The organism is Pseudovibrio flavus (assembly GCF_009711345.1).
GTDB classification, from domain to species: domain Bacteria; phylum Pseudomonadota; class Alphaproteobacteria; order Rhizobiales; family Stappiaceae; genus Pseudovibrio; species Pseudovibrio flavus.
In genome coordinates, this window is the sequence record NZ_SMMA01000060.1 from 22,496 (window position 1) to 45,747 (window position 23,252).

Consider the following 23,252-nt stretch of genomic DNA (forward strand, 5'->3'; position numbering starts at 1 on the left):
TCGGCACAAAAGATTGGAGGGCGACAATAGTCGCCCTCCTGCGTGTTTTCAATGAGCTTGCGCCCATGATCAAGAATTAATAGAGGCCGCCTGTACCGGACATAACTGCCTGACCTGCTTCAGGAGAGAGTTCGCGGTAGATACCGATCTCGTCCTGGAAGCCAATCACAGAGTAGCTGTCTGGTGGCATTGTGCCCGGCTTGAAGGCTTCCAAAATGGTGCCCGGTGCACCGGCATCGGCACGAAGACCGGTGCGGCGGTTGATCGGGATCAGCTGGAGACCTGCAGGAAGCTGGAATTCAAGCGGTGGCTTGTCCTTCAAAGCTTCTTTCATGAACGCGGTAAAGATCGGCGCGGCAATACCGCCACCTGTGGCACCACGGCCCATGCGGCGCGGCGTATCATAACCAATGAACACACCAACCATCAGCTCTGGGGTGAAGCCCATAAACCAAGCGTCTTTTTCCTCGTTGGTTGTACCGGTTTTACCAGCAACCGGACGACCTAGAACCTTAACGCTTGTTGCGGTACCGCGCTGAACAGCACCTTCAAGCATAGAGGTAACCTGATAAGCGGTCATAGGATCAAGAACGCGCTCACGGGTATCAATCAGCTCAGGCTCAGCCTGATTGTGCCAATCGGTAACAGCACAGGCATCACAGACCAACTGGTCGTTCTTGTAGATGGTATGGCCGTAACGGTCTTGAATGCGGTCGATGAGCGTAGGCTGAACACGGCGGCCACCGTTTGCGATCATAGAGAACGCAGTGGTCATGCGCAGAACAGTCGTCTCACCTGCACCCAAGGACATGGAAAGCACCGGCATCATATTGTCGTAGATACCGAAGCGGCGGGCATATTCAGCCACAACGTCCATGCCCATGTCCTGTGCCAGACGAACAGTCATCACGTTACGAGACAGTTCGATACCGGTACGCAGAGTAGATGGACCGTAGAACTTGCCGCCGTAGTTCTGAGGACGCCAGACTTCAAGGCCCGGACCCTGCTCAATCTCTACAGGCGCATCAAGCACCACGGAAGACGGAGTGTAGCCGTTATCAAGCGCAGACGCATATACGAACGGCTTGAAGGTAGACCCCGGCTGACGCCAAGCCTGCGTTGCGCGGTTAAACTGGCTTTCTGCAAAGCTGAAACCACCAACCAGAGCTTTTACGCGGCCTGTGTGTGGATCCATCGCAACCAGCGCGCCGGAAACCTCAGGCACCTGACGCAGAATGTAACCGCCCTTGGCTTTCTTCTGAACGTAGACAACATCGCCCGGAGACAGCACTTCCTGTACGTTACGCGGCGCACGACCCTGAACGCGCGCCCACTTCATTTCGGAGAGCTTGAGTTCGGAGCGCTGACGCTCGGTAGAGTACTTGCCGTTCGCCATTTTTTCAGGGCGCAGGCCAATGATAGCCTTCTCGTTGCTCACAGAAAGAACAACGGCAGGGCTCCACTCACGAACGTCATAAAGCGTATCGACTTTAACCAGTTCAGCGCCCCAGTCCTTCGCACCAACCTCGATTGTTGCGATAGGACCACGCCATTTGCCGCGTGTCTGGTCGAAGTTAATCAGACCATCCATCAGCGCCTTACGGGCCTGTTCCTGCATGACAGGATCAAGGGATGTACGAACAGACAGACCGCCCTCGTAGAGGCGCTCTTCACCAAATGTGCCTGCAAGCTCACGGCGAACCGCCTCGGAGAAGTACTCCGCACCCTCGACCAGAGTTCCGGTGGAGCGCAGTTTTACATTCAAAGGCTTGGCTTTAGCTTCATTTGCCTGCTGAACGGTGACGTAGCCGTTATCAACCATGCGGTCGATAACCCAGTTACGACGCTCGATAGCGCGGTCACGCTGGCGATAAGGGTGATAGTTGTTCGGGCCTTTAGGAACAGCGGCAAGATAGGCCATCTCTTCCAGTTCAAGCTCGTGAACAGACTTATCGAAAAGGATCAAAGACGCGGCACCAACACCATAAGCGCCAACGCCCAGATAGATCTCGTTGAGGTAGAGTTCGAGAATCTGATCTTTGGTGTAGGTCTGCTCCATTCGGATCGCCAGCAAGGCTTCCTTGATCTTACGTTCGAAGGAGACTTCGTTAGTAAGAAGGAAGTTCTTTGCTACCTGCTGCGTAATGGTGGACGCACCTTCAGGACGACGACCGGTGCCGTAGTTCTGAATGTAGCGAATACCCGCGCGGGCGATACCTTGGATGTCGATACCGAAGTGGTTGTAGAAGTTTTTATCTTCTGCCGAAATGAACGCCTGCTTCAACAGATCAGGCATTGCCTCGATTGGCAGGAAAAGACGCCGCTCACGTGCAAACTCGTCCATCAACTGCCCATCCGCCGCGTGAACGCGGGTCATGACAGGAGGTTCATAGTTCTGCAGAGCAGTAAAATCCGGAAGGTCTTCGGTGGATTTGTTCAAATAGACCCAGACACCGCCAGCCGCGATAAGCCCGAGAATCACCGAAACACTAAATAGGTATCCGAATAACTTTAAAAGTGATTTCATTTGTTCGGGCGCTTCCTATCCCGTTAAGTTCCGCAAATTCGATTGGGAGCTGAACCCTCAACCCCACACTGGCCGTCTCGTCTGCCATCGGCATAATAAAGAGAACCCGTGCTACCTCAGGGAACTCCATTTACCCGCCATTATGGCATTGCTGAGGCGAACGCCTCAAAAAAATACGCCGCACGCGTACCCTTATTTTTCGCTGGCTGCAATATGCGCACGGAAATACTGGGCGACAGACTGCACAAGTGCGTCAGTTGCACGCTCTCTCCATTCGTCAGAGCCAAGCATTTTCTCGTCGAGAGAGTTCGACAAGAACCCCAATTCTACCAGAACGGAGGGAACATCAGGACTTTTTAAAACCTGAAACCCTGCCGAACGCAAAGGGTTATTGATGACTTTAGTCGCGCTTTTCAACTCCTCAACAGCCAAGCGGGCAAAATGTATAGAGAAGTTCTTGGTTTCGCGGCGCGTTAATTCCACAAGAATATCAGAGACCTCGCCCTCTTCCTCGGAAAATTCAATACCTGCGATTGCATCGGAAAGGTTTTCGCGGTCAGCAAGCGCTGCAGCCATTCTGTCCGATGCTTTTTCCGAAAGCGTATAGACAGAGGCCCCTCGGGTACTCTTTGCACCAACGCGCACAGAATCTGCGTGGATAGAGATGAACAGGTCAGCATTGAGCTCGCGGGCAATGGAAGAGCGGCCCCGAAGCGGGATGAAACGATCATCATCACGCGTTAGGTGGATGGTGTAGTGCCCCTGCGCTTCCAGCTTTTCTTTAAGATAGCCGGCAAAGTCCAAAACGATATGCTTTTCCAAGGTGCCGTTTTTACCGACAGCACCGGAATCGATACCCCCATGACCGGGGTCGATAACAATAATCGGCTTATTACTGGCTGGCGCAGCAGCGGAGACAACTGGAACACTGGCAGCTTCTGCAGACTGCTCTGCCCTACCGCGCTCAATCGCTCCTACGAAATCACTGTGGGAGGTTTGCACCAGATCGATCACCAAGCGGGTTGGCTGATCCTGAACACCGGGCAATAAAAACGCCTTATCAAGAATCACAGGACTGTCGAGATCGAGCACGATACGCGAGCGTCCCTTGGAGATCAGACCGTACCGCCAAGACGAAACGAGCCCACGCCCCTCAGGCATAAAACCCTCAGCGAACTGAAAACCGACTTCAGGCAGATCAACAATCATACGGTAAGGACTTGCCAAAAATGACAGGCCGTAGTCGATCCCTTTATCCATGTCGATGATAAAGCGCGTACGAGTATCATCCCCCGCCACGCGGGCATCGATGATCTTGGGAGTCGCGGAATTCTGCGCAAAAACTGGGTTATGAAGCGCTGCAATGCTCAGCCCAAGGCAAATAACTAACGTAAAGACACTTTGAAATTTTGCACAAAGCCTTCTTGCTAGGCCGTAGAACGAACCATCGCTACTGCACATTTTACTAATCCCTGGGCCCGATCCCTAAAGTTTTTGAATAATGCATCCTAACGCTACATTCTTTAGGATCCCATTAACACTTTGAACACGCCTGTGTACCTTGTCTTGGAATAGATTTCCCCAACCTTGCCAATTGGCATCTCTAATCGTAAAAGGGTACTACGAGTTTCTGGTCATGTTCGGTTCAAAAACCCACCATGATCGATGCCTGATCCCGCACACGGGCCTTTCCCCGGCACGGAGTACGCGAACGGGAGGGCTATAAGCCCCTTTATAATCTAGACTTTTTCCGTGACACGGGCGCATTTGTATTTTGAAAACTGTGACCGTGGCATTATAAAAGACCGGATAGGAACAGAATACGAACTACAAGCTTCGCGGCTTGAACCTGCGAAAAGCGGTAGTTTATTTTCCTTCGACAGGGCCCTCCAATTGCAGAAGGCGCACGTTCGAAGGAACGAAAGAAACAGATTTTTGGCGAAGGTCGATATCGACCTTCAGGGTATTTCTGGCTCGCGGAGTATCTCCGGGGCGGACATATCCATCACCAAGGGCGAATGGTTTGCTAAAGTTACGCGCACTGAACATTGCAGTAACCGGAAAAAGCGCAGGACAGCACAATGCAGTCCGCGTTGCCGGTCGTGATGCGCGTCACCCTCGCCTTTCCGATTTTCCTTACTTCTCAAACAATACAGCACGCCCGTTGGCGTTGACGGAACAGGGCACCCTGCGCCGCCACGATGGCAGTGCTGTCAGGACTAAATTCAATGGCGAACAAAATGCTCATAGACGCGGCCCACCCGGAAGAAACCCGGGTGACCGTTGTACGTGGTAACCGTGTAGAAGAATTTGACTTTGAGGCGGCGAACCGCCGTCAGCTCCGCGGAAATATCTATCTGGCACGCGTAACACGCGTTGAGCCATCCCTTCAGGCTGCGTTCGTTGAGTACGGCGGCAACCGCCACGGCTTCCTTGCCTTCAGCGAAATTCACCCAGACTACTACCAGCTACCAAAAGCAGACCGCGAAGAGCTTGAACGCCAGCTCGCGGAAGAAGCTGAAGCCAACCGCCGCGAGCGTGAACGCCGCGAGAAGGAAGAAGCTGAGCGTGCAAAGGCCGCTGGTATCGAGGAAGAAAACTCCGAGGACAGCGAAGAGGACGAAAGCAAACTGGCTGAAGAGCTGGATGCTGCATACTTAGCTAGCCTTGACGCACCTTATGACGACGATCACGGCGTGGAAGACATTGGAGCGGGCTCAGCTTCTGATGACGATGAACCTGCGCCTACCAAAAAGCCTCGTCGTCGTGGCAGACGTAGTAAAAAAGAAATTGCGGCTGCTGAAGAAGCAGCAAAAGAGGAAGCTGAAGACAAGTCCAAGTCCATCGCTGCGGAAGCATCTATCGAAGCGGTAGTTGCTGAACAGATTTCAGAGGAAATCGAGAGCGACTCGGACGAAGACGAAAAAGCTGAAACTGAAGCAACTTCCAAAGCTTCAAATGAAAGCAACGACAACGATAATGACGAGGAAGATGAGGGCGAAGTTCGCTCCGAAGCTCGCATTCGCCGTCTGCGCGATCGCTATAAAATTCAGGAAGTCATCAAGCGCCGTCAGCTTCTGCTGGTACAGGTTGTAAAAGAAGAGCGCGGTAACAAAGGCGCAGCTCTCACCACCTACCTGTCTCTTGCAGGCCGCTATTCTGTTTTGATGCCAAACACCGACCGTGGCGGCGGGATCTCCCGCAAGATCACCAAGCCTGCTGACCGTAAGCGTCTCAAGCAGATCGCTGGTGATTTGAATGTGCCGGACGGAATGGGCGTTATCCTGCGCACTGCCGGTGCTACCCGCACCAAGGCAGAAATCAAGCGCGACTTTGAATACCTGATGCGTCTTTGGGAAAACGTACGCGAACTGGCCCTTGATTCCACCGCTCCTAGCCTCGTTTACGAGGAAGGTAGCCTGATCAAGCGCTCTATCCGCGACCTTTACAACAAAGACATCGATCAGGTTCTGGTTTCTGGTGAGGCTGGCTACCGTGAGGCAAAGGGCTTCATGCGTATGCTGATGCCTAGCCACTCCAAGAACGTGCAGCCATACCGTGACGCAACGCCGATCTTCACCCGCTTTGGTGTAGAAGCGCAGCTTGATGCTATGTTCTCGCCTCAGGTTACCCTGAAGTCCGGCGGCTACATTGTTATCAACCAGACTGAAGCTCTGGTTTCCATCGACGTGAACTCCGGTAAAGCAACCCGCGAGCAGAACATCGAGGACACCGCACACGCGACGAACCTTGAAGCTGCGGAAGAAATCGCCCGTCAGCTCCGTTTGCGCGACCTTGCAGGTCTTGTGGTTATCGACTTCATTGATATGGAAGAGAGCCGCAACAACCGCTCCGTCGAGCGCAAGCTGAAAGAGTGCCTGAAGTCTGACCGCGCCCGCATTCAGGTTGGTCGCATTTCTCACTTCGGCCTTCTGGAAATGTCCCGCCAGCGTATTCGCACCGGCGTTCTGGAAAGCTCTTCCGTCATCTGCCCGCATTGCCATGGCTCTGGCATGGTGCGCTCCGTGGAATCTGTAGCGCTGCACATCTTGCGCTCTCTTGAAGATCACCTGCTGCGTGACTCTTCCCATAACATCAACGTCCACACTCCAGTTGATGTTGCTCTTTACATTCTCAACCAGAAGCGCGGTCACCTCACCGATCTGGAACTTCGCTTTGGTCTGACTATCGCCGTTCTTGCTGATGATAGCATTGCCGGCCAGCACTACTCCTTCGAGCGCGGCGAGCCTGCAAAGCTGGTTTACCGCCCTAAGGCGCTCTCTCCGACCATTCAGCCAGACAGCCTGACACCGGCCGAACTGGAGATGATCGAGCAGCCTGTTGAGGTTGAAGAGGACGAAGTAGAGGCAGAAGAAATCCGCGACTCCGATGACGGTGATAACCGTGATCGTCGCCGCCGCCGTCGTCGTCGTCGTCGTCGTGGTAAGCACGGTGATGAAGGCATGGACGCAGAAAACGGCTCTGCTGACGAAGAGGCTGATGGCGAAAAAACAGAGGTTTCCGCTGAAGCGACTGAAAATGGTGACGCAGAAGCCTCTGAAGAAGGCGCATCTGACGAAGCATCTTCCGACGATGATGATGATCAGGGTGATGATCGCCGCCGCCGTCGCCGCCGTGGTCGCCGTGGTGGTCGTCGCAGCCGCCGTACCGGTCGTGAAGAGATGGATGGCTCCGAAGCACAGGATGCAGACGGTGAAGCGCAAGAAGGTGAAGCCGTTGCAGCGCCTGAAGCAGCAGAAGCACCTTCTGAGCCTGTAGTTGCTGAAGCTGCTGCCGAAGCAAGCGAAACCTCCCCTGCTCCAGAGGCACCAGCTGTTGAAGTTGAAGCGCCTGCGGTAGCAGAAGAGGCTGCTAAACCGGTAGAAGCAGAGGAAGCTCCGGCTGAGGCACCTGTGGAACCTAAGAAGCCACGCCGCCGCAGAACAACAAAGGCTGAAAAGGCTGCCAAAGCGGCGGAAGCTGCTGCGGAAGAAACTCCAGCGCCATCAGCTGCTGAAGCAGTAGCGGAAGCACCTCCTGTTGTTGAGGCAGTCGTAGAGCCTGCTGTTTCAGAGCCTGTTACTGCAGTGGTAGCTGTTGAAGCGCCTGCTGAAGTTAAGGCTGAAGCACCGGCTGTAAAAGTTGAAGAGCCTTCTGCTTCGGACTCTGTCGTGCTCGTTTCACCTGAAGGTGAAGTTGTTGCGATTGAAACGCCAAGCGAACCTTCTGCACCTGCAAAGGCTGAGGAAGCGCCAGTCGAGGCAGCTTCTGAAGACACCGCAGATGAAGCAGCTAAAAAAGCCCGCCCAAAAGCACCTGCTAAGCCAGTTGTAACAACTGAAAAAGTTAGTCAGGACCAGACTGTTACAGTTGAAAAAGAAGAAGATTCGCCACGTAGCGGCTGGTGGCAGCGCCGCTCCTTCTTCTAATTGAACTATTCAAGAAAAAAAGGCGGCTCATTGAGCCGCCTTTTTTGTATCTGCTTGAGAGTTTTAGGCGCCTAGCGAAGCCAGTCCTTCAACCGGTCCATAGCAAGCTGCATGTGGTCCGTTGGTCCGGCAAAAGAAAACCGCATGTAGCCAGCACCACGCACGAGGTCAAAATCTGCGCCCGGCGTCGCTGCGATATGGGTTTCCTGAAGCATCTTCTGGCAGAACTCTTTGGAGTCGTTAGAAAAGCGACGCGTATTCGCATAAACGTAGAACGCACCATCAACCGGTAGCAGCTCCTCAAAACCAGCCGCAGGCAAGCCAGAAAGCAGAATCTCTCTGTTCCTTGCATAGCCTTGCTTGATCACTTCCAGCTCTTCAGTCGCATCAAATGCCGCAGCAGCTGCAACCTGCGAAAGCGCTGGAGGCGAGATATAAAGACTTTGCGCAATCCGCTCGACTGGGCGAACAAGCGCCTCAGGCAACACCATCCAGCCAATACGCCATCCTGTCATGCAGTAGTACTTGGAAAAGCTATTGATGATGATCGCATTTTGAGAAAACCGCAAAGCAGTCTCCTCTTCCATTGAAAAGGCAAGGCCGTGATAGATTTCATCTGAAATGAACCAGATGCCAAGCTCGTCACAAGCTTCAACCAGAGAGCGGAGCGCATCCGGCGTCATCATGGTGCCTGTAGGGTTGGCAGGGCTTGCAATGAGAACGCCCTTCAAAGGGGCTTTTGCATGCTCTTCCCTTAACCGCTCGGCAGTCAATGACCATCGCGTATCAGGCCCGACTTCAATCTCAACAGGAACCAGACCAAGCGCCTTGATAATATTGCGATATGCAGGATAACCCGGCGCGGTTAGCGCAATGCGGTCACCAGCATCAAAACCAGCTAGAAACGCAAGATTAAAGCCAGCGGACGAACCCGTTGTGATCATTACGCGGCTTTCAGGAACATCGATCGCGAAGTGCCGTTTGTAATAGCCTGAGATCGCAGTCCTAAGATCAGGAATGCCCATAGCTTCGGTGTAGCCTAGACGGCCGTCTTCCAGCATCCGGCGCGCAGCTTCCAGAACAGGTTTTGGTGCAGGCGCCCCCGGCTGCCCAAGCTCCATATGAAGGATTTGATGTCCTTCCGCTTCCAGCTTGTTGGCAGCGCTCATCACGTCCATCGCCAGAAATGCATCTACCCCGCTACGGCGGGAAGCTTTGAGATTATTCTGCATGACTAATGCCCCAACAAAAAACAGGGTGTTACGGTATGATCCGTAGCGCCCTTCACACGGTCATACCGTGCGCTCACTTATGTTGGCCCTAATGAACAAAATATCGGCCCAATTGGCAAGCCACCCTCAGCAACATTAGGATGTTGAAATATCAACTAAAACTAGAGCTGAGCCGAAGTGCCATAGAAGCCAAGCCTTTGTCCCATCAAAATTGCCTGAAAATCTGCGCTGGCAGTCGCCCACCGCTGAACCTTTAGCCTAACTCTCAAGTTGTACACAGACCGATCAAAAACGGGTTAGCCCTGCCCCATTTCGGCCCAGCTTCGATGGTTAAGCCTTTTTCTATCGGATATGGTGTAGGTTCAGTTCGCTCTATTGAACCGATCTCTGCCACAAAGGGGCATATTTTGCAGCAGTTCACCCAAACGATCTCTAAGTTGACGCATGTTGCTTTGCGCACCCGTACGACGCTTGCAAAAACTGCAGTTGCGACGGGAACTGCCCTTTCGGTGCTCCTGACCAGCTTCTCTGTCACCCCTGTTTACGCACAGGCCGGCAGGTTACCGCTGGTTAGAGATGCCGAGGCAGAAGATCTTCTTCGAGAATATGCAAAACCGATCTTTCGGGCAGCGGGCCTACGCTCCGGTCAGGTAGACATCATTCTCGTAAACGATAAGAGCTTCAACGCTTTCGTTCCTGATAGCCGCCGCATGTTCATCAACCTCGGCGTTATTATGGAAGCTGAAACACCTGAGGAAGTCATCGGCGTTATTGCTCACGAAACCGGCCACATAACCGGCAACCACCTTGTGCGTATGCGCCAAGCAGCCTCCAGCGCGGAGATTATCTCCGTTATCGGCATGATCCTTGGTGCAGGTGCAATTGCTGCCGGTGCAGGAACAGGTAATGCAGATGTTGCCCGAGGCGGTGCAGCAGCAGCTATGAGCGGTAGCGCACTGGGCCAGAGAACATTTCTTGCCTATCGCCGCTCTGAAGAATCATCAGCAGACCAAGCTGCGCTTAAATATTTGAGCCGCGCTGGTATTTCGCCAAAAGGCATGCTGAAAACGTTCGACCGCATGGCAGATCAAACGCTTTTTGCTGCACGCTACGCTGATCCGTACGCTATCAGCCACCCTATGCCGCGCGAGCGCTATAACGCGCTTTCTGTAAAAGCGAAGAAGAGCCCGCACTTCAATAAAAGCGTTTCAGACCGCTTGAAATTCAAACATGAGATGGTGAAGGCAAAGCTCGTTGCGTTTACCAATCACCCGAATACAGTTTTCCGCCAGTTCCCGCGCTCTAACAAGTCGCTTCCTGCACAGTACGCTCGCGCTATTGCAACGATGCAGTCATCCAGCCCGTCAAAAGCGGCAAAGGCCATTGACGGATTGATCCGCCAAATGCCGGAAAACCCATATCTTTACGAGCTAAAAGGACAGGCTTTTCTTGAAGGTGGCAAGCCAAAAGCATCCATAGCCCCATTTAGAAAGGCCCTTGCGCTCTATCCAGGTAATCCGCAGTTTGAAGTCTGGCTTGGTTTTGCCCTTGTTGCCTCCAACAATAAGCAATACCTGCCAGAAGCAAAACGCCTGCTCACTGGCGCACTACAAAAAGACCCTAATTCTGCTATGGGCTTTGCCCAGCTTGCTATTGCCCATTCACGAATGGGTGATCAGCCTCAGGCGGACCTTGCCACCGCACGCGGACTTATGGCACGCGGTGATGTACGCGGCGCACAGCGCTACGCGGCTCGCGCGAAAAAAAGCTTGAAGGTCGGCACCATCTCGTGGCAGCAAGCGGACGATATTCTGTCCTACAAAGTGGACCGAGCCCTACAGCGATAGGAACTCAACCGCCATTGATGGCATTTGGAGTTGAAGAATTGAAGATTTTGAAAACCGCCGCTCTCGGCCTTAGCCTTGTAGCTTTCGCAGCACCACTGCCTTCCATGGCAAGTGACAACGCTCTTGACCGTGAAGCGGTAGAAACCATCGTTCGCGAATACCTTATCGAGAACCCTGAAGTAATCGCCGAAGCGCTTACCGTTTTGGAAGAGCGCCGCGTTGCTGAAGAAGAAGCTGCTAAAAAGCAGGCGCTGGCAGAGATTTCCGACATTCTCTTCGATTCTGACAATCAAGTTGTGCTTGGCAATCCGGAAGGCGATGTAACGCTTGTTGAGTTTTTCGACTACAACTGCGGCTACTGCAAACGCGCAATGGCCGACATGTACCGCCTGATTGAGGAAGACAGCAACCTGCGTGTTGTTCTCAAGGAGTTTCCAGTTCTTGGTCAGCCTTCCCTCGACGCAGCAAAAGTTGCAATTGCTGTAAACGAGCTGGCACCAGAAAAATACTCTGACTTCCACGCTGTTCTTATGTCCCAAGCAGGCCGTGCGAACCTTGAAACCGCGATGAAAGCGGCAACGGATCTTGGCCTCGACAAAGCAGAAGTTGAAAAGGCAATGGATTCCGGCGCGGTTCAGGCAACCTTGCAGGAAGTTTACACCATCGCAAATGCGCTTGGCCTAACCGGCACACCGTCTTACGCGATCGGTTCCGACGTCCTTGTTGGCGCAGTTGGATATGACGCGCTGAAGGAAAAAATCGACGCGCAGCGTAAATAAGTGTTGCTTGCAGGGCAAAAAACACCTGCAAATGACATGAAATCGTAAAGAACTTGGCAGCAAAGCGGATTGAGGTCTTTTCCTCGATCCGCCTTGATCATATAAGTGCGCAAACGAAAGTCTATCCCATCTTGACCTGATGGGCCTTACTCACCAAATGCAGGTGTGATAGGGCAAGGGGTGGTGTATAGACATGCTTACCCTTTCTGCTTTCAGAAAGAGGTCGCGTTTGAAGGAATAACTGACGGGCTCTGACCGCCCCGAATACCCAAATATGTGGGTGGGGTCAGGAAGGATTTCGCGTCAACCGTCTCATCGGACAGATCGTTTGAAGAGACAACTGGGACATACGGCTAAGTTTTTTAAAGGCCGCCCTACTGCATTGAAGAAAGCCGCCACGACGGTGGACACTGGCTTTCAGGATTTAAATACGGGATGCTGCCTCCCTTGAGGCTTGCGCCCACATTAATGGAACTCTGGCTTTGCTGGCCTGAGCGACACGAACTGGACGATTAAAACATGACGAAAGCAACCAAGTTTGACCAGGACCTGATCCGTCAGCTCGCAACTCTTCTCGATGAAACGAACCTGACCGAGATTGAACTGGAACAAAAAGATTTCCGTGTCCGCGTCGCCCGTCAGGTGACTATCGAAGCAGCAAGCGCTGCTCCTGCATATGCTGCACCTGTTGCAGCGGCAGTTCCAGCTCCGGTAGAAGTTGCAGTTTCTGCTGACCCTGCAAACCACCCTGGCGCAGTTGCTTCCCCAATGGTTGGCACCGCTTACATGGCTCCAGAGCCAGGCGCTCGCGCATTCATCGAAGTTGGCTCCGTTGTTCGTGAAGGCGATACCCTGCTTATCATCGAAGCAATGAAGACCATGAACCAGATCCCATCTCCAAAGTCTGGTAAGGTAACCGCGATCCTGGTCGAAGACGGTCAGCCTGTAGAATTTGGTGAGCCTCTTGTCATTATTGAATAATATCGAGCCCGCTCCAATGTTTTCGAAGATCCTCATCGCAAACCGCGGCGAGATCGCACTTCGCATTCTGCGTGCCTGTAAAGAGCTGGGTATCCGCACCGTGGCGGTTCACTCCACAGCCGACCAGGACGCGATGCACGTGCGCCTTGCTGACGAAAGTGTGTGTATTGGCCCGCCAATCGCCCGCGACAGCTACCTGAACATTCCGCAGATTCTGGCTGCCTGTGAAATCACTGGCGCCGATGCGGTTCACCCAGGCTATGGTTTCCTTTCTGAAAACGCTCGTTTTGCAGAAATTCTGGAAGCACACGGCATCACCTTCATTGGCCCAACCTCTGAGCACATCCGCATGATGGGCGACAAGATTGTGGCTAAGCAGACCGCTCAGGAACTCGGTATTCCGGTTGTTCCAGGCTCTGACGGCGCAGTACGCCCTGAAGACGATCACCATGCCATCGCAGCGAAAATCGGCTTCCCTGTGCTTGTAAAAGCAGCAGCAGGCGGCGGTGGTCGCGGCATGAAGGTTGCCCGCACAGCTGCTGAGCTTGATACCGCTCTGTCTACCGCACGTTCCGAAGCAAAAGCTGCTTTCGGTGACGATGCGATGTACATGGAGAAGTACCTCGGCCAGCCTCGTCACATCGAAGTGCAGGTTCTGGGCGATGGTCAGGGTAACGCGATCCACCTCGGTGAGCGTGACTGTTCCTTGCAGCGCCGCCATCAGAAGGTATTCGAAGAGTGCCCATCCCCTGCTCTCAATGACGCTCAGCGTCAGCAGATCGGTGAAATCTGCGCAGAAGCAATGCGCAAGATGAAGTACCGCGGTGCAGGCACCATCGAGTTCCTTTATGAAAACGGCGAGTTCTACTTCATCGAAATGAACACCCGTCTTCAGGTAGAGCATCCAGTAACCGAGATGGTTACAGGTATTGACCTTGTGAACGAGCAGATCCGCATCGCTTCTGGCGCGCCTCTGACCATTTCACAGGACGATATCCGCTTTACCGGTCACGCGATCGAGTGCCGTATCAACGCTGAAAACGCGCGTACGTTTGTGCCATCTCCTGGCACCATCACCTACTACCACCCACCGGGCGGTCTTGGTGTTCGCGTAGATTCCGGCGTTTATCAGGGCTACACCATCCCGCCATACTACGACAGCCTCATCGGCAAGCTCATCGTACATGGCCGGACCCGCGTAGAGTGCTTGATGCGTCTGCGTCGTTGTCTGCACGAATTCGTTGTAGATGGCATCCAGACCACCATCCCGCTCTTTTCCGATCTGGTGGACAATCAGGACATCGCAAACGGTGCCTACGACATCCACTGGTTGGAAAAATTCTTGAAAGAAGAACAGACCCTCTAATCCAGAGGCTCTGAACTGACAACAAGGACAGGGTCCTATGGCGAACGAGCCTGACGACCAGAAATTTGAAATTACGCCGCAGGTGCTTTTAAAAGCATACGCCTGCGGCGTTTTTCCTATGGCAGAATCTGCCGACGACCCCACCATCTTCTGGCTGGAGCCGGAGCATCGGGGCAACTTGCCTCTCGATAGCTTCTACATTCCCAAAAGATTACGCCGAACCGTTCGCTCCGACCGTTTTGAAATTCGCGTCTCGACCGACTTTCAAGCTGTTATCGAGTCATGCGCCGCCCCTACTCCCGACCGTGAGGAAACGTGGATCAACGGGCCCATCAAAGAGCTGTACGGAGCCCTCTTCTATAAAGGCTACTGCCAGACCATCGAGGTTTACAAAGAAGGCAATCTCGTAGGCGGCCTATACGGTGTAAACCTTGGCAGCGCGTTTTTTGGCGAGACGATGTTTTCACGGGAAAGAGATGCATCCAAGGTCGCTCTTGTGCACCTTGTTGCGCGCCTCATCAAAGGCGGCTTTACTCTGCTGGACACGCAGTTTCTCACCGATCATCTGGCGCAGTTTGGCGTCATAGAGATTGATCGGGATATCTATATGGAAAAGCTGGAGGCCGCGCTCCAGATCCCCGCTAACTTCTTTGCATTGCAAGACGACGTTAGCGGAGCAGAAGCGCTGGCAATAATAGACGACGCCAGCGCTCTCTAATTATCATAGAACTTAGAACCGCAGTGGGTTTGGCCATGGAAGCGGAATATCGCCGGTACTGACGAAGTCAGCGCCTGCTAGCTCATCACGCTCAGGTTCAATTTCTACTGCAGGGCCGGAATAACCTTCAGGCGGCTTGATTTTGGAGCTGCGCTTACAGTTTACCAGCCACACATCATAAACCGAATGCTCGACAGCGTGCACGCCAGGGTTTGCCGCAAACATCCAGCCGGTAAAGATCCGCTGCACCTCATCATTCAAGGTAAGCGCATCCACCTCTAGAAACGCGGTGGTCTTGGCAGCTTCTGTCGGCGGGCGGGTGTAGCAAACGCGCGGAGTTACCTGCAACGCACCAAACTGGACAGTTTCGCCGATGTAAACGTCAAACTCGATCAAGCGGCCGGTGATTTTGTCCAAGCCGTTAAAAACTGCAATCGGATTTTCAATTTTCGCGGCGTGCGTATCTGCTACGCTAACAAAACACCCCGCCACTGCAACAGCCGCAAACGCGGTGTGACGGAACCACGAACGTGGAAAACGTAAAGTCATTCTATCCAATTCCGGAAACAAGTGAGTCACCAGTCATACTGCCCTAGCCTGTAGCAAAGGAATAGTGCTGGGAAAAGGTAGGAATAGGGCAAACAGGCGGCAATCACCCAAGAAACACCAGATCATCCCCGCAGTTTCGTTATTTTCAAGGCAAAGGCAGTAAAAAACGCCGGCCTTGTGGACCGGCGTTCTTTAATTTCAAATTTAAGTCGGCTTAGCCAAGTGCTGCAAGACGAGCCAGCGCTTCGCTGACCTTTACCTTGCGCTCTGACAGTTCAGCCATACGTTCTTTCTCACCAGCAACAACTTCTGCCGGAGCCTTCTCGACGAAGCGTGGGTTTTCCAGCTTCTTGCCGATCTTGTCCAACTCACCGTCGATCTTGCCCATTTCCTTCTCAAGACGAGCTTTTTCGGATGACAGATCAAGAACGCCAGCAAGCGGCAGACAGATGGTTGCTTCGCCAACAACGATCTGAGCAGAACCCTGAGGAGCTTCATCAGCAACGCTTACGCTTTCAGCGCGTGCGTTTTTCATGATTGCGCCTTCATGGATCGCAAGACGCTGCTTGGTCACTTCAGAAGCGCCGGTCAGAACCACAGGAACCTTCGCACCCGCAGGAACGTTCATTTCAGAGCGAACAGAGCGGATCTGCGAGATAACTTCAAGTAGCCAGTTGATTTCGCTAGCAGCAGACGCATCTTCGCCAATTGGCTCAGGCCAACGGGTCAGAGAAAGCAGACCATCGCGGCTTCCGCCCTCTGCTTCCAGTGTACGGGTCCAAAGCTCTTCAGTGATGAATGGCATAAACGGATGAAGCACTTTAAGAGTTTCATCACGAACCCAAGCAGCAGTTGCGCGGGTTTCTGCTTTAGCTTCTTCATCATCGCCGTTGAAGATTGGCTTTGCCAGTTCCAGATACCAGTCACAGAACGTGTTCCAAACAAAGCGGTAAGCGCTGTTTGCAGCATCGTTGAAGCGGTAGGTGTCGATAGCTTCAGACACTTCACGGATCAGGCGGCTGGTTTCAGTTACGATCCAGCGGTTAACAGTAAGCTTTGCGTGCGCTGGGTCGAAGCCTTCCTGACGGAAACACTCGTTCATTTCCGCAAAGCGGCATGCGTTCCAGAGCTTGGTTGCAAAGTTGCGGTAACCAGCAACGCGGGAGGTCGCCAGCTTGATGTCGCGGCCCTGTGCAGCCATTGCAGCAAGGGTAAAGCGCAGAGCATCCGCACCATATTCGTCCATCAGTTCCAGAGGGTCGATAACGTTGCCCTTGGACTTGGACATCTTCTGACCCTTTTCATCGCGAACAAGGGCGTGGATGTACACGGTGTGGAACGGCTCGGTCTTCATGTAATGGTTGCCCATCATCATCATACGGGCAACCCAGAAGAAGATGATGTCGAAACCGGTTACCAGAACCGAAGTCGGGTAGTAGCGAGCAAGCTCAGGGGTCTTATCTGGCCAGCCGAGGGTAGAGAACGGCCAAAGCGCAGAAGAGAACCAAGTGTCGAGCACGTCTTCATCGCGGTAAAGCGCGATAACAGCATCGTCACCCTTTTCGTGGCGAACCAGAGCGTCGTTTACATCAACGATCTCGGCATCTTTGCCATAGAACGCCTTTGCAGCAGCCAGAGCTTCTTCTTCGCTCTTTTCAACGAAGACTTTGCCTTCTGGGCCGTACCATGCAGGGATACGGTGACCCCACCACAGCTGACGGGAAATACACCACGGCTGAATGTTTTCCATCCACTCGTAGTAGGTCTTGTCCCAGTTAGAAGGCACAAACTTGGTGCGGCCTTCACGAACAGATGCAATAGCAGGCTGCGCAAGGGTCTTTGCATCAACGTACCACTGGTCGGTCAGCATAGGCTCGATCGGAACGCCGCCACGGTCACCATGTGGAACCATGTGTGCGTGCTCAACGATCTCGTCCAGAAGGCCCTGCTCTTCCAGCATGGAAACGATAGCTTTACGCGCAGCAAAGCGCTCAACGCCATCCAACGCAGCAATGGTTGCCTTGAGGATTTCGCTTTCTTCAACGCCTTCAAGGAAGTCAGCGTTTTCAGCAAGAATGATGTTCGCTTCACGATCCATAACGCTGATCTGGCGCAGGTCGTGGCGCTTGCCGATATCAAAGTCGTTGAAGTCGTGCGCAGGCGTAACTTTCATCGCGCCGGTGCCGGTTTCGATTTCAACGTAATCGTCAGCAAGAATAGGAATACGGCGGCCTACCAGCGGCAGGATGATTTCCTTGCCATGCAGGCTTGCAAAGCGCTCGTCTTCTGGGTGAACGATAACAGCGGTATCGCCCAGCATTGTTTCAGGACGGGTTGTCGCGATAACAATGTAGTCGCGCTTTTCAAAAGCAGTTGGCTTGCCTTCCTCATCAAACTCGACAGGGAAGTCATAGGTCACACCATCCGCAAGCGGATAGCGGAAGTGCCACATATTACCCTTGGTTTCGACCTGCTCTACTTCCAGATCGGAAATCGCGGTCAGAAGCTTAGGGTCCCAGTTTACAAGGCGCTTGTCTTTGTAAATCAAGTTCTCTTTGTAAAGAGATACGAAAACTTCGAGAACAGCCTTGGACAGGCCTTCATCCATGGTGAAGCGCTCGCGGGACCAGTCGCAGCTCGCGCCAAGACGCTTGAGCTGGTTAAAGATCATACCGCCGGATTCGCCCTTCCACTTCCAAACGCGATCAACAAAGGCGTCGCGGCCCATGTCACGGCGGGAAGGTTCACCATTTGCAGCAAGCTGGCGCTCAACAACCATCTGGGTCGCAATACCTGCGTGGTCCATACCTGGCTGCCAAAGAACATCGCGGCCGCGCATACGCTGGTAGCGAACCATAATGTCCTGCAAAGTGTTGTTCAGCGCGTGGCCCATATGCAGGGAGCCTGTCACGTTTGGCGGCGGAATCACGATGGAATAAGTCGCCGCGCCATCCACAGCGCCAGCGCCCGCCTTAAAGGCATCAGCTTTTTCCCAGGCTTCGTAAATCCGCGGCTCAACGGTGGCCGCCTCATATGTCTTGTCGAGCATTATTTCTTTCTTCCAATTTTGGAGTTTGTCTCGGTGTAAACCGGATTGCACCCCTTCTGTCAACACTGACAGGCCAGCGAAACCACACCTATACGCAGCTACGCCCGCAAAACACCTGACAACAAAAAAGCGCCGCCCGAAGCAGCGCTTTATCTAGCCGAATTCCGCAGGGTCATCGACTGCGGGAAATTCTTTCAATTTCCTGCTGCACCAGACGCTCTACCATAGAGGGCAGGTGTTGATCCAGCCAAGATTTCAACATAGGTCGCAGCATCTCGGCAACCAAATCCTCAAGCGTACGGGCGTTCTGGGAAAGGAGCGTTGTGGCAAGGCCGTTGAAGGAACTGGAGACCGCCTGATTTGCCTGATCGGAAAGCAGAGTCTGGATAGGCTCACTGCTCACTTGCGCAGTTATGCTCTCAGCAGAAATGGTTGGCGCGGGTTGTGGTGCTGGCTCAGGAGCAGTGGCGACAGGGTCTGGCTTGGCAAACAGATCGTCGATATCTTCCTGACGGGCGATCTCTGCTGGCATCTCCGGCTCAGCTTCTTCCATAAAGGCAATATCACCGCCCTCACCTGTATCTCCATCAGGCAAGCCATTGACGATGGGAAGATCAGAGGAAATTGCCTGCGCTTCGGTCAGCTCAAGAACATCAGCTTCCTTGGAGACTTCAGGCTCTGGCTCAGCCATTACGGGACTATCGAAAAGTTTGTCCAGCTCTTCTTGGGAAAGCTCGGTATCTGCGCTTAACGCTTCATCTTCTCCGCTCTGTGGAGCCCCTTCATCATCATCTGAGATGATTTTGCGGATCGAGCTGAGAATATCCTCCATTGAAGGATCCTTTGATGGAGATCGTTCTCCCATGACAGCGCCTCGCCTTTGTTACCCCCGCACACCAAACTGATGCACCCAAATATATCGCCCCGTTAATTATAGGGGTAAATACGAAGTCAAAAAGCAACTAGCTGCGGCCTAAGCCCTTATTTCCCCATGTAAATAGGATTACCCCTTACCCGAATACATATGAAAGCAAGCTGGCAGAACCGCATCTAGGGAGACATGTACTCCCCAAGAGCAACGGCGGACTGAGGCAATTAGCCAACAAAAAAGGGGCCCGAAGGCCCCTAAATCTACTTTGTTTTTCGCTCTTAGCGACCATCTGGGGTGCGCAGACCGAACCACTTGTCACGAACCTGGTCATAATGCTCGGTTGCATCATAACGAGCACCGGTAAGACCAAGGGTTTCGTAGTTCAGGCGACCAACAGAAGAAAGCAGCGCGTAAGCTGCAACAACGCGGTCACGCTGTGCGGTAACAAGAGTTACACGCGCGTTGATGAGATCGCTCTGAGAATCGAGAACATCGAGAGTGGTACGCTGACCAACACGCTGCTCTTCGATAACGCCTTCCAAAGCCAGACGTGCAGCAGCAACTTCTGCCTCAGCAGCGGTGATGGACGCGATAGACGCGTTCAACTGGCCCCAAGCGGAAATTGCACGAGCGCGGATGGTATCGCGGGAAACATCAACCAGAATCTGCGTCTGGCTCAGTTCTTCCTTAGCCTGACGGATTGTGGAAGAAACAGCGCCAGCCTGATAGATCGGCACAGTCATACGGCCGAACACAGAAGCTGTGTTGGTAGAACCACCGCCTACACCATCGAGCGTGTTGTTGTTGTGAGAAAGGTTGCCTTCCAAATCAAGAGTTGGAAGCAAACGACCTTCTGCAGTCTTAACACCAAACATCGCCGCATCAACAAGGTTGACCGCGGAAAGGATTGCCGGATGTTCCTCCTGACCAACAGTCACCGCAGAGCCAACATTGCGTGGCAGCAGATTGGTGATATTGGTTTTAGCGCTCAGATTCACCGGATCAACACCGATAACCTGACGGAAAACAGCGCGGCTGGTGTTTAGATTGGCAAGTGCAGTGTTCAGGGCAGACTGCGCACGAGCGCGGCCAGCTTCAGACTGGGACACATCAGTACGGGTACCCTCACCCACGCTAAAGCGATCCTGCGCTGCGCGAAGGTTTTCTTCCTGGAACTTCAAATCGCTCCGGCGAAGAGAAACAAGCGCTGTATCGCGGATCACGTCCATATAGGCAGTGGATGCCTGAAAGAGAACGTCCTGCTCGGTTGTACGAAGTTCTTCACGCTGAGAGCGAACAATCGCTTCAGCCTGACGTGTGGAGTTGACCGTTCTAAAGCCACGGAAGAGCGGCTGGGTCATCTGCACTGCGACAGTCGTATCGTTAAAGCCTTTTTCAGTGAAACCGGTAGAAGAGCGATTCACGAATCCAGAGCTAAGGCTACCAAAGATACTAGGACGCCATCCAGAGAGGGCCTGAGGCACATTTTCATCTACGCTACGCAGCTGAGCACGAGCCGCATTCAACGATGGGTTATTCTGGTATGTCGTTGAAAGAGCGTCGTTTATAGTCAGCGCGTTCGCGTTGCCTGCCATCATTACACATAGGCCGGCGACCGCAGCTGATTTGAGTTTGAGTGAAACCACTTTAAAAGCCTCAACTTTGGCGGAGCGAGCCCGCCACCGCGTCAATTCCAAAACGAAACAATTGGTACGTACTATAGCCTTTTGGCTAAACACGAAAAGCAGGCAGACAGACCTTTTCTGCAAAAAAGGTAGGCACTGAGGAAAAACAGCAACAACCTACAGGGTGGTGGCAGCGCCCACCGCGCAGCCACAAGCCCGAAAGCCCACAGGTATTAACGTGCCATTATTACTATATCTAACCGATAGACAACCGAAAAGTCGTAACCAATTGTATTCGGAGAGGGACAACACCTCGGTTTTCCCTCCTGTTTTCTGGCTAGACCTGAATTTGAGACCCTAAAAATTAAAGGTCACAGGTTGTTCAAAACCTGGCAATCGTGGCGCATTTGCGTTGAAACCAAAGCGCCCTGTCACAGCTTCGCCGTTCTTCTGGTAAAGCATGGCAACGCCCGCGCCGCCTAGACCTTCTACAACCACAAGACGCCCCTCGTCCTTTAGCTGGCCCAGCAGGCTTTCCGGCACGCCGTCAATTGCGCCATTGATAAAGATGACATCATAAGGCGCATCAGCGGGATATCCGCTTTTATGGGCAGCATGCACAACAGCGGCGTTTTCAATACCAAGATCAACAAGAGTCTCGGTCGCGCTGTTCACGAGCTCTTCGTCCTCGTCAATACCAACAACAGAATCACAAAGCTTGGAAACAACAGATACGCCGTAGCCAGCGGTAGCGCCTACAAACAAAACCACATCTGTTGACTTGATCTGCGCCAGCTGAACCATACGCCCAAAAATATGAGGCTTGGGAATATTGCGGCTGCGATCTGCTACAACAGGCAGGTCCTCATCAATATAGGCAAGGCTTCGAAAACTCTCTGGCACAAAGCGCTCTCGCGGTATTTCGCCCATGGCCTGCAAGATACGCCGATCCGTAATGTCATTGGGCCGGAGTTGGTTGTCGACCATCTTTTTGCGAGACTGGCTGAAATCTACCATTTTTTCCTCGATTGCAAACTGCGCCTATGCACTTTGGGATCATTATAGCTCCCACAATTCAAAAACAAGCAAGCCAACACGGATAATTGCAGCATTTATGCGTAATATCCCTCAGGAAATCGCAAAAGAGTTATTTTTCTTTGATGCGCCAAGCTGCCCTTAGAGCAAGTCACAGTGGAAAACTGCTGTAATTATATGGGTTTATACAAATCAAAATCCACAAAAACGGCATTTTTACACAATACAATCATTTCAAGGCCACAACACCGCTTGACTAAAGGCGGCAAATGTCAGAAAAGCCCTCTCACACCACCGGCGGCGTCGTGGCGGAGTGGTGACGCAGCGGATTGCAAATCCGTGTACACCGGTTCGATTCCGGTCGACGCCTCCAACTTTCTATTTCCCCTGAAATTGCTAGTGTTTTTAGCGAAGCTCAAAGCTTCCGCCAGGGCGTTGTTTGTCGACTTCCGCCAACTTCCCCCAAAACAACAAGAGCGCAGATTTTACCGCGCCCTACTCCCCTACATTCTTATAGGTCTGCACTAATGGCCACTGCGAATGCGTTCAACATTCCAGTTCATCCAGTGGCGTAGAACCAGTTTGTAGGCCCACTTCTTAATTCCAGACAGGTTACTTCCAAACCGACCATAGAAGTCTTCTGGCCGGTCATAGATGCCGAAATCCTGCGCGATCCCTTCCTTTTGAATGAAAGTATCCCCGCCAGTCCATTTCACCTGCGGGTTTTGAAGGTCTTTGGTCGCGATGCCATATCCTTTGAAGGTACCTTTAGAGCCAGAAAACCTGCGCTGAACAGCCTTCATGTAAACCTCATCAATGATGAAGCCTTCAAGCTTGATCCACTTACCGTTTACAAAAGCCTCCACCCAACTATGGATGATCTCGTCTGGCGCAATGCGCTGTAATAGTGGTGGGATAGCCCCAGCCTGAAGCTCTTTATAGATCGTGAAACCATGAAAACGGCAGGGTATGCCGCCTTTGCGCAGCAACGCCATAAGCAGCGTGCCTTTGGTATTGCATTGGCCATATCCGTCTGCGAGCACCTCGGATGCAGTCAAGGTGTCTCCAGAGTTATATCCAAACGCGATATCGTTACGCACGAAATCGTAGATCGCACCGGCACGCTCAGCTTCGGGCAAAGCCAACCACTTTTTCCAGTGCGCCAGATCTGCAATCAGCGGCGCGGAAAAATCGAGCATCTCGGTTTCTTCAAGATAAGCATTTTGATCCATAACCGTCTCCTC

Annotated in this window: 15 protein-coding genes and 1 tRNA gene; 7 read left to right on the forward strand and 9 right to left on the reverse strand. The window is 52.9% G+C overall.

Annotated features, from left to right (window positions below; genetic code table 11):
• Window positions 1-76: 76 nt before the first annotated feature.
• Together E1162_RS08465 and E1162_RS08470 are read right to left on the reverse strand one after the other, a co-directional pair.
• Window positions 77-2,527, reverse strand: a complete 2,451-nt coding sequence (locus E1162_RS08465) for a penicillin-binding protein 1A (RefSeq protein WP_155129427.1) — start codon at window positions 2,525-2,527, stop codon at window positions 77-79.
• A 192-nt stretch (window positions 2,528-2,719) separates the two neighbouring features.
• Window positions 2,720-3,988, reverse strand: coding sequence for an N-acetylmuramoyl-L-alanine amidase (locus E1162_RS08470; RefSeq protein WP_155129430.1), 1,269 nt, complete (start codon window positions 3,986-3,988; stop codon window positions 2,720-2,722).
• A 767-nt stretch (window positions 3,989-4,755) separates the two neighbouring features.
• Here E1162_RS08470 and E1162_RS08475 point away from each other — a divergent pair.
• Window positions 4,756-7,956, forward strand: coding sequence for an Rne/Rng family ribonuclease (locus E1162_RS08475; RefSeq protein WP_155129433.1), 3,201 nt, complete (start codon window positions 4,756-4,758; stop codon window positions 7,954-7,956).
• Between the two features lie 71 nt (window positions 7,957-8,027).
• Here the strand turns inward: E1162_RS08475 and E1162_RS08480 are convergent, their stop codons facing one another.
• Window positions 8,028-9,188 carry a pyridoxal phosphate-dependent aminotransferase gene (locus E1162_RS08480; RefSeq protein ID WP_257098870.1) on the reverse strand — a complete coding sequence of 387 codons (1,161 nt, stop codon included), beginning with the start codon at window positions 9,186-9,188 and terminating at the stop codon, window positions 8,028-8,030.
• 326 nt (window positions 9,189-9,514) lie between these two features.
• On the opposite strand from E1162_RS08480, the gene E1162_RS08485 reads away from it, so the two are divergent.
• The 5 genes from E1162_RS08485 to aat all read left to right on the forward strand — a co-directional run bounded on the left by E1162_RS08485 (window position 9,515) and on the right by aat (window position 14,879).
• Window positions 9,515-11,035: a M48 family metalloprotease gene (locus E1162_RS08485; RefSeq protein ID WP_155129436.1), complete on the forward strand. Its 1,521-nt coding sequence runs from the start codon at window positions 9,515-9,517 to the stop codon at window positions 11,033-11,035.
• 38 nt (window positions 11,036-11,073) lie between these two features.
• Complete coding sequence (locus E1162_RS08490) at window positions 11,074-11,814, forward strand: DsbA family protein (protein WP_257098871.1); 741 nt, start codon at window positions 11,074-11,076, stop codon at window positions 11,812-11,814.
• Window positions 11,815-12,333: 519 nt separating this feature from the next.
• Entirely contained in the window at window positions 12,334-12,795 is a 462-nt protein-coding gene (gene accB, locus E1162_RS08495; RefSeq protein WP_155129439.1) for an acetyl-CoA carboxylase biotin carboxyl carrier protein, read from the forward strand.
• Window positions 12,796-12,811: 16 nt separating this feature from the next.
• Window positions 12,812-14,161, forward strand: a complete 1,350-nt coding sequence (accC, locus tag E1162_RS08500; protein WP_155129442.1) for an acetyl-CoA carboxylase biotin carboxylase subunit — start codon at window positions 12,812-12,814, stop codon at window positions 14,159-14,161.
• Window positions 14,162-14,198: 37 nt separating this feature from the next.
• Window positions 14,199-14,879: a leucyl/phenylalanyl-tRNA--protein transferase gene (gene aat / locus E1162_RS08505; RefSeq protein ID WP_155129445.1), complete on the forward strand. Its 681-nt coding sequence runs from the start codon at window positions 14,199-14,201 to the stop codon at window positions 14,877-14,879.
• A 12-nt stretch (window positions 14,880-14,891) separates the two neighbouring features.
• On the opposite strand, the gene E1162_RS08510 is transcribed toward aat, so the two are convergent.
• The 5 genes from E1162_RS08510 to E1162_RS08530 all read right to left on the reverse strand — a co-directional run bounded on the left by E1162_RS08510 (window position 14,892) and on the right by E1162_RS08530 (window position 21,990).
• Window positions 14,892-15,428: a DUF2155 domain-containing protein gene (locus tag E1162_RS08510; protein ID WP_155129448.1), complete on the reverse strand. Its 537-nt coding sequence runs from the start codon at window positions 15,426-15,428 to the stop codon at window positions 14,892-14,894.
• A gap of 214 nt (window positions 15,429-15,642) precedes the next feature.
• Window positions 15,643-18,477 (reverse strand): valine--tRNA ligase, encoded by a 2,835-nt coding sequence (locus E1162_RS08515; protein WP_155129451.1) that lies wholly within the window; start codon window positions 18,475-18,477, stop codon window positions 15,643-15,645.
• 172 nt (window positions 18,478-18,649) lie between these two features.
• Window positions 18,650-19,309 (reverse strand): DUF2497 domain-containing protein, encoded by a 660-nt coding sequence (locus E1162_RS19685; protein ID WP_306455020.1) that lies wholly within the window; start codon window positions 19,307-19,309, stop codon window positions 18,650-18,652.
• A gap of 317 nt (window positions 19,310-19,626) precedes the next feature.
• Window positions 19,627-20,994, reverse strand: coding sequence for a TolC family outer membrane protein (locus tag E1162_RS08525; protein ID WP_371311864.1), 1,368 nt, complete (start codon window positions 20,992-20,994; stop codon window positions 19,627-19,629).
• 336 nt (window positions 20,995-21,330) lie between these two features.
• Entirely contained in the window at window positions 21,331-21,990 is a 660-nt protein-coding gene (locus tag E1162_RS08530; RefSeq protein ID WP_155129457.1) for a protein-L-isoaspartate O-methyltransferase family protein, read from the reverse strand.
• A gap of 317 nt (window positions 21,991-22,307) precedes the next feature.
• On the opposite strand from E1162_RS08530, the gene E1162_RS08535 reads away from it, so the two are divergent.
• Window positions 22,308-22,381, forward strand: a tRNA-Cys gene (locus E1162_RS08535).
• A 151-nt stretch (window positions 22,382-22,532) separates the two neighbouring features.
• On the opposite strand, the gene E1162_RS08540 is transcribed toward E1162_RS08535, so the two are convergent.
• A complete protein-coding gene (locus E1162_RS08540; RefSeq protein ID WP_155129460.1) occupies window positions 22,533-23,240 on the reverse strand; it encodes a transglutaminase-like domain-containing protein in 708 nt (235 codons plus the stop codon).
• Between the last annotated feature and the right edge of the window lie 12 nt (window positions 23,241-23,252).

Bases quoted from the DNA above. Each gene is read 5' to 3' on its own strand.
- E1162_RS08465 (WP_155129427.1), bottom strand. From the start codon at position 2,527: ATGAAATCACTTTTAAAGTTATTCGGATACCTATTTAGTGTTTCGGTG.
- E1162_RS08470 (WP_155129430.1), bottom strand. From the start codon at position 3,988: ATGTGCAGTAGCGATGGTTCGTTCTACGGCCTAGCAAGAAGGCTTTGT.
- E1162_RS08475 (WP_155129433.1), top strand. From the start codon at position 4,756: ATGGCGAACAAAATGCTCATAGACGCGGCCCACCCGGAAGAAACCCGG.
- E1162_RS08480 (WP_257098870.1), bottom strand. From the start codon at position 9,188: ATGCAGAATAATCTCAAAGCTTCCCGCCGTAGCGGGGTAGATGCATTT.
- E1162_RS08485 (WP_155129436.1), top strand. From the start codon at position 9,515: ATGGTTAAGCCTTTTTCTATCGGATATGGTGTAGGTTCAGTTCGCTCT.
- accB (WP_155129439.1), top strand. From the start codon at position 12,334: ATGACGAAAGCAACCAAGTTTGACCAGGACCTGATCCGTCAGCTCGCA.
- accC (WP_155129442.1), top strand. From the start codon at position 12,812: ATGTTTTCGAAGATCCTCATCGCAAACCGCGGCGAGATCGCACTTCGC.
- aat (WP_155129445.1), top strand. From the start codon at position 14,199: ATGGCGAACGAGCCTGACGACCAGAAATTTGAAATTACGCCGCAGGTG.
- E1162_RS08510 (WP_155129448.1), bottom strand. From the start codon at position 15,428: ATGACTTTACGTTTTCCACGTTCGTGGTTCCGTCACACCGCGTTTGCG.
- E1162_RS08515 (WP_155129451.1), bottom strand. From the start codon at position 18,477: ATGCTCGACAAGACATATGAGGCGGCCACCGTTGAGCCGCGGATTTAC.
- E1162_RS19685 (WP_306455020.1), bottom strand. From the start codon at position 19,309: ATGGAGGATATTCTCAGCTCGATCCGCAAAATCATCTCAGATGATGAT.
- E1162_RS08530 (WP_155129457.1), bottom strand. From the start codon at position 21,990: ATGGTAGATTTCAGCCAGTCTCGCAAAAAGATGGTCGACAACCAACTC.
- E1162_RS08540 (WP_155129460.1), bottom strand. From the start codon at position 23,240: ATGGATCAAAATGCTTATCTTGAAGAAACCGAGATGCTCGATTTTTCC.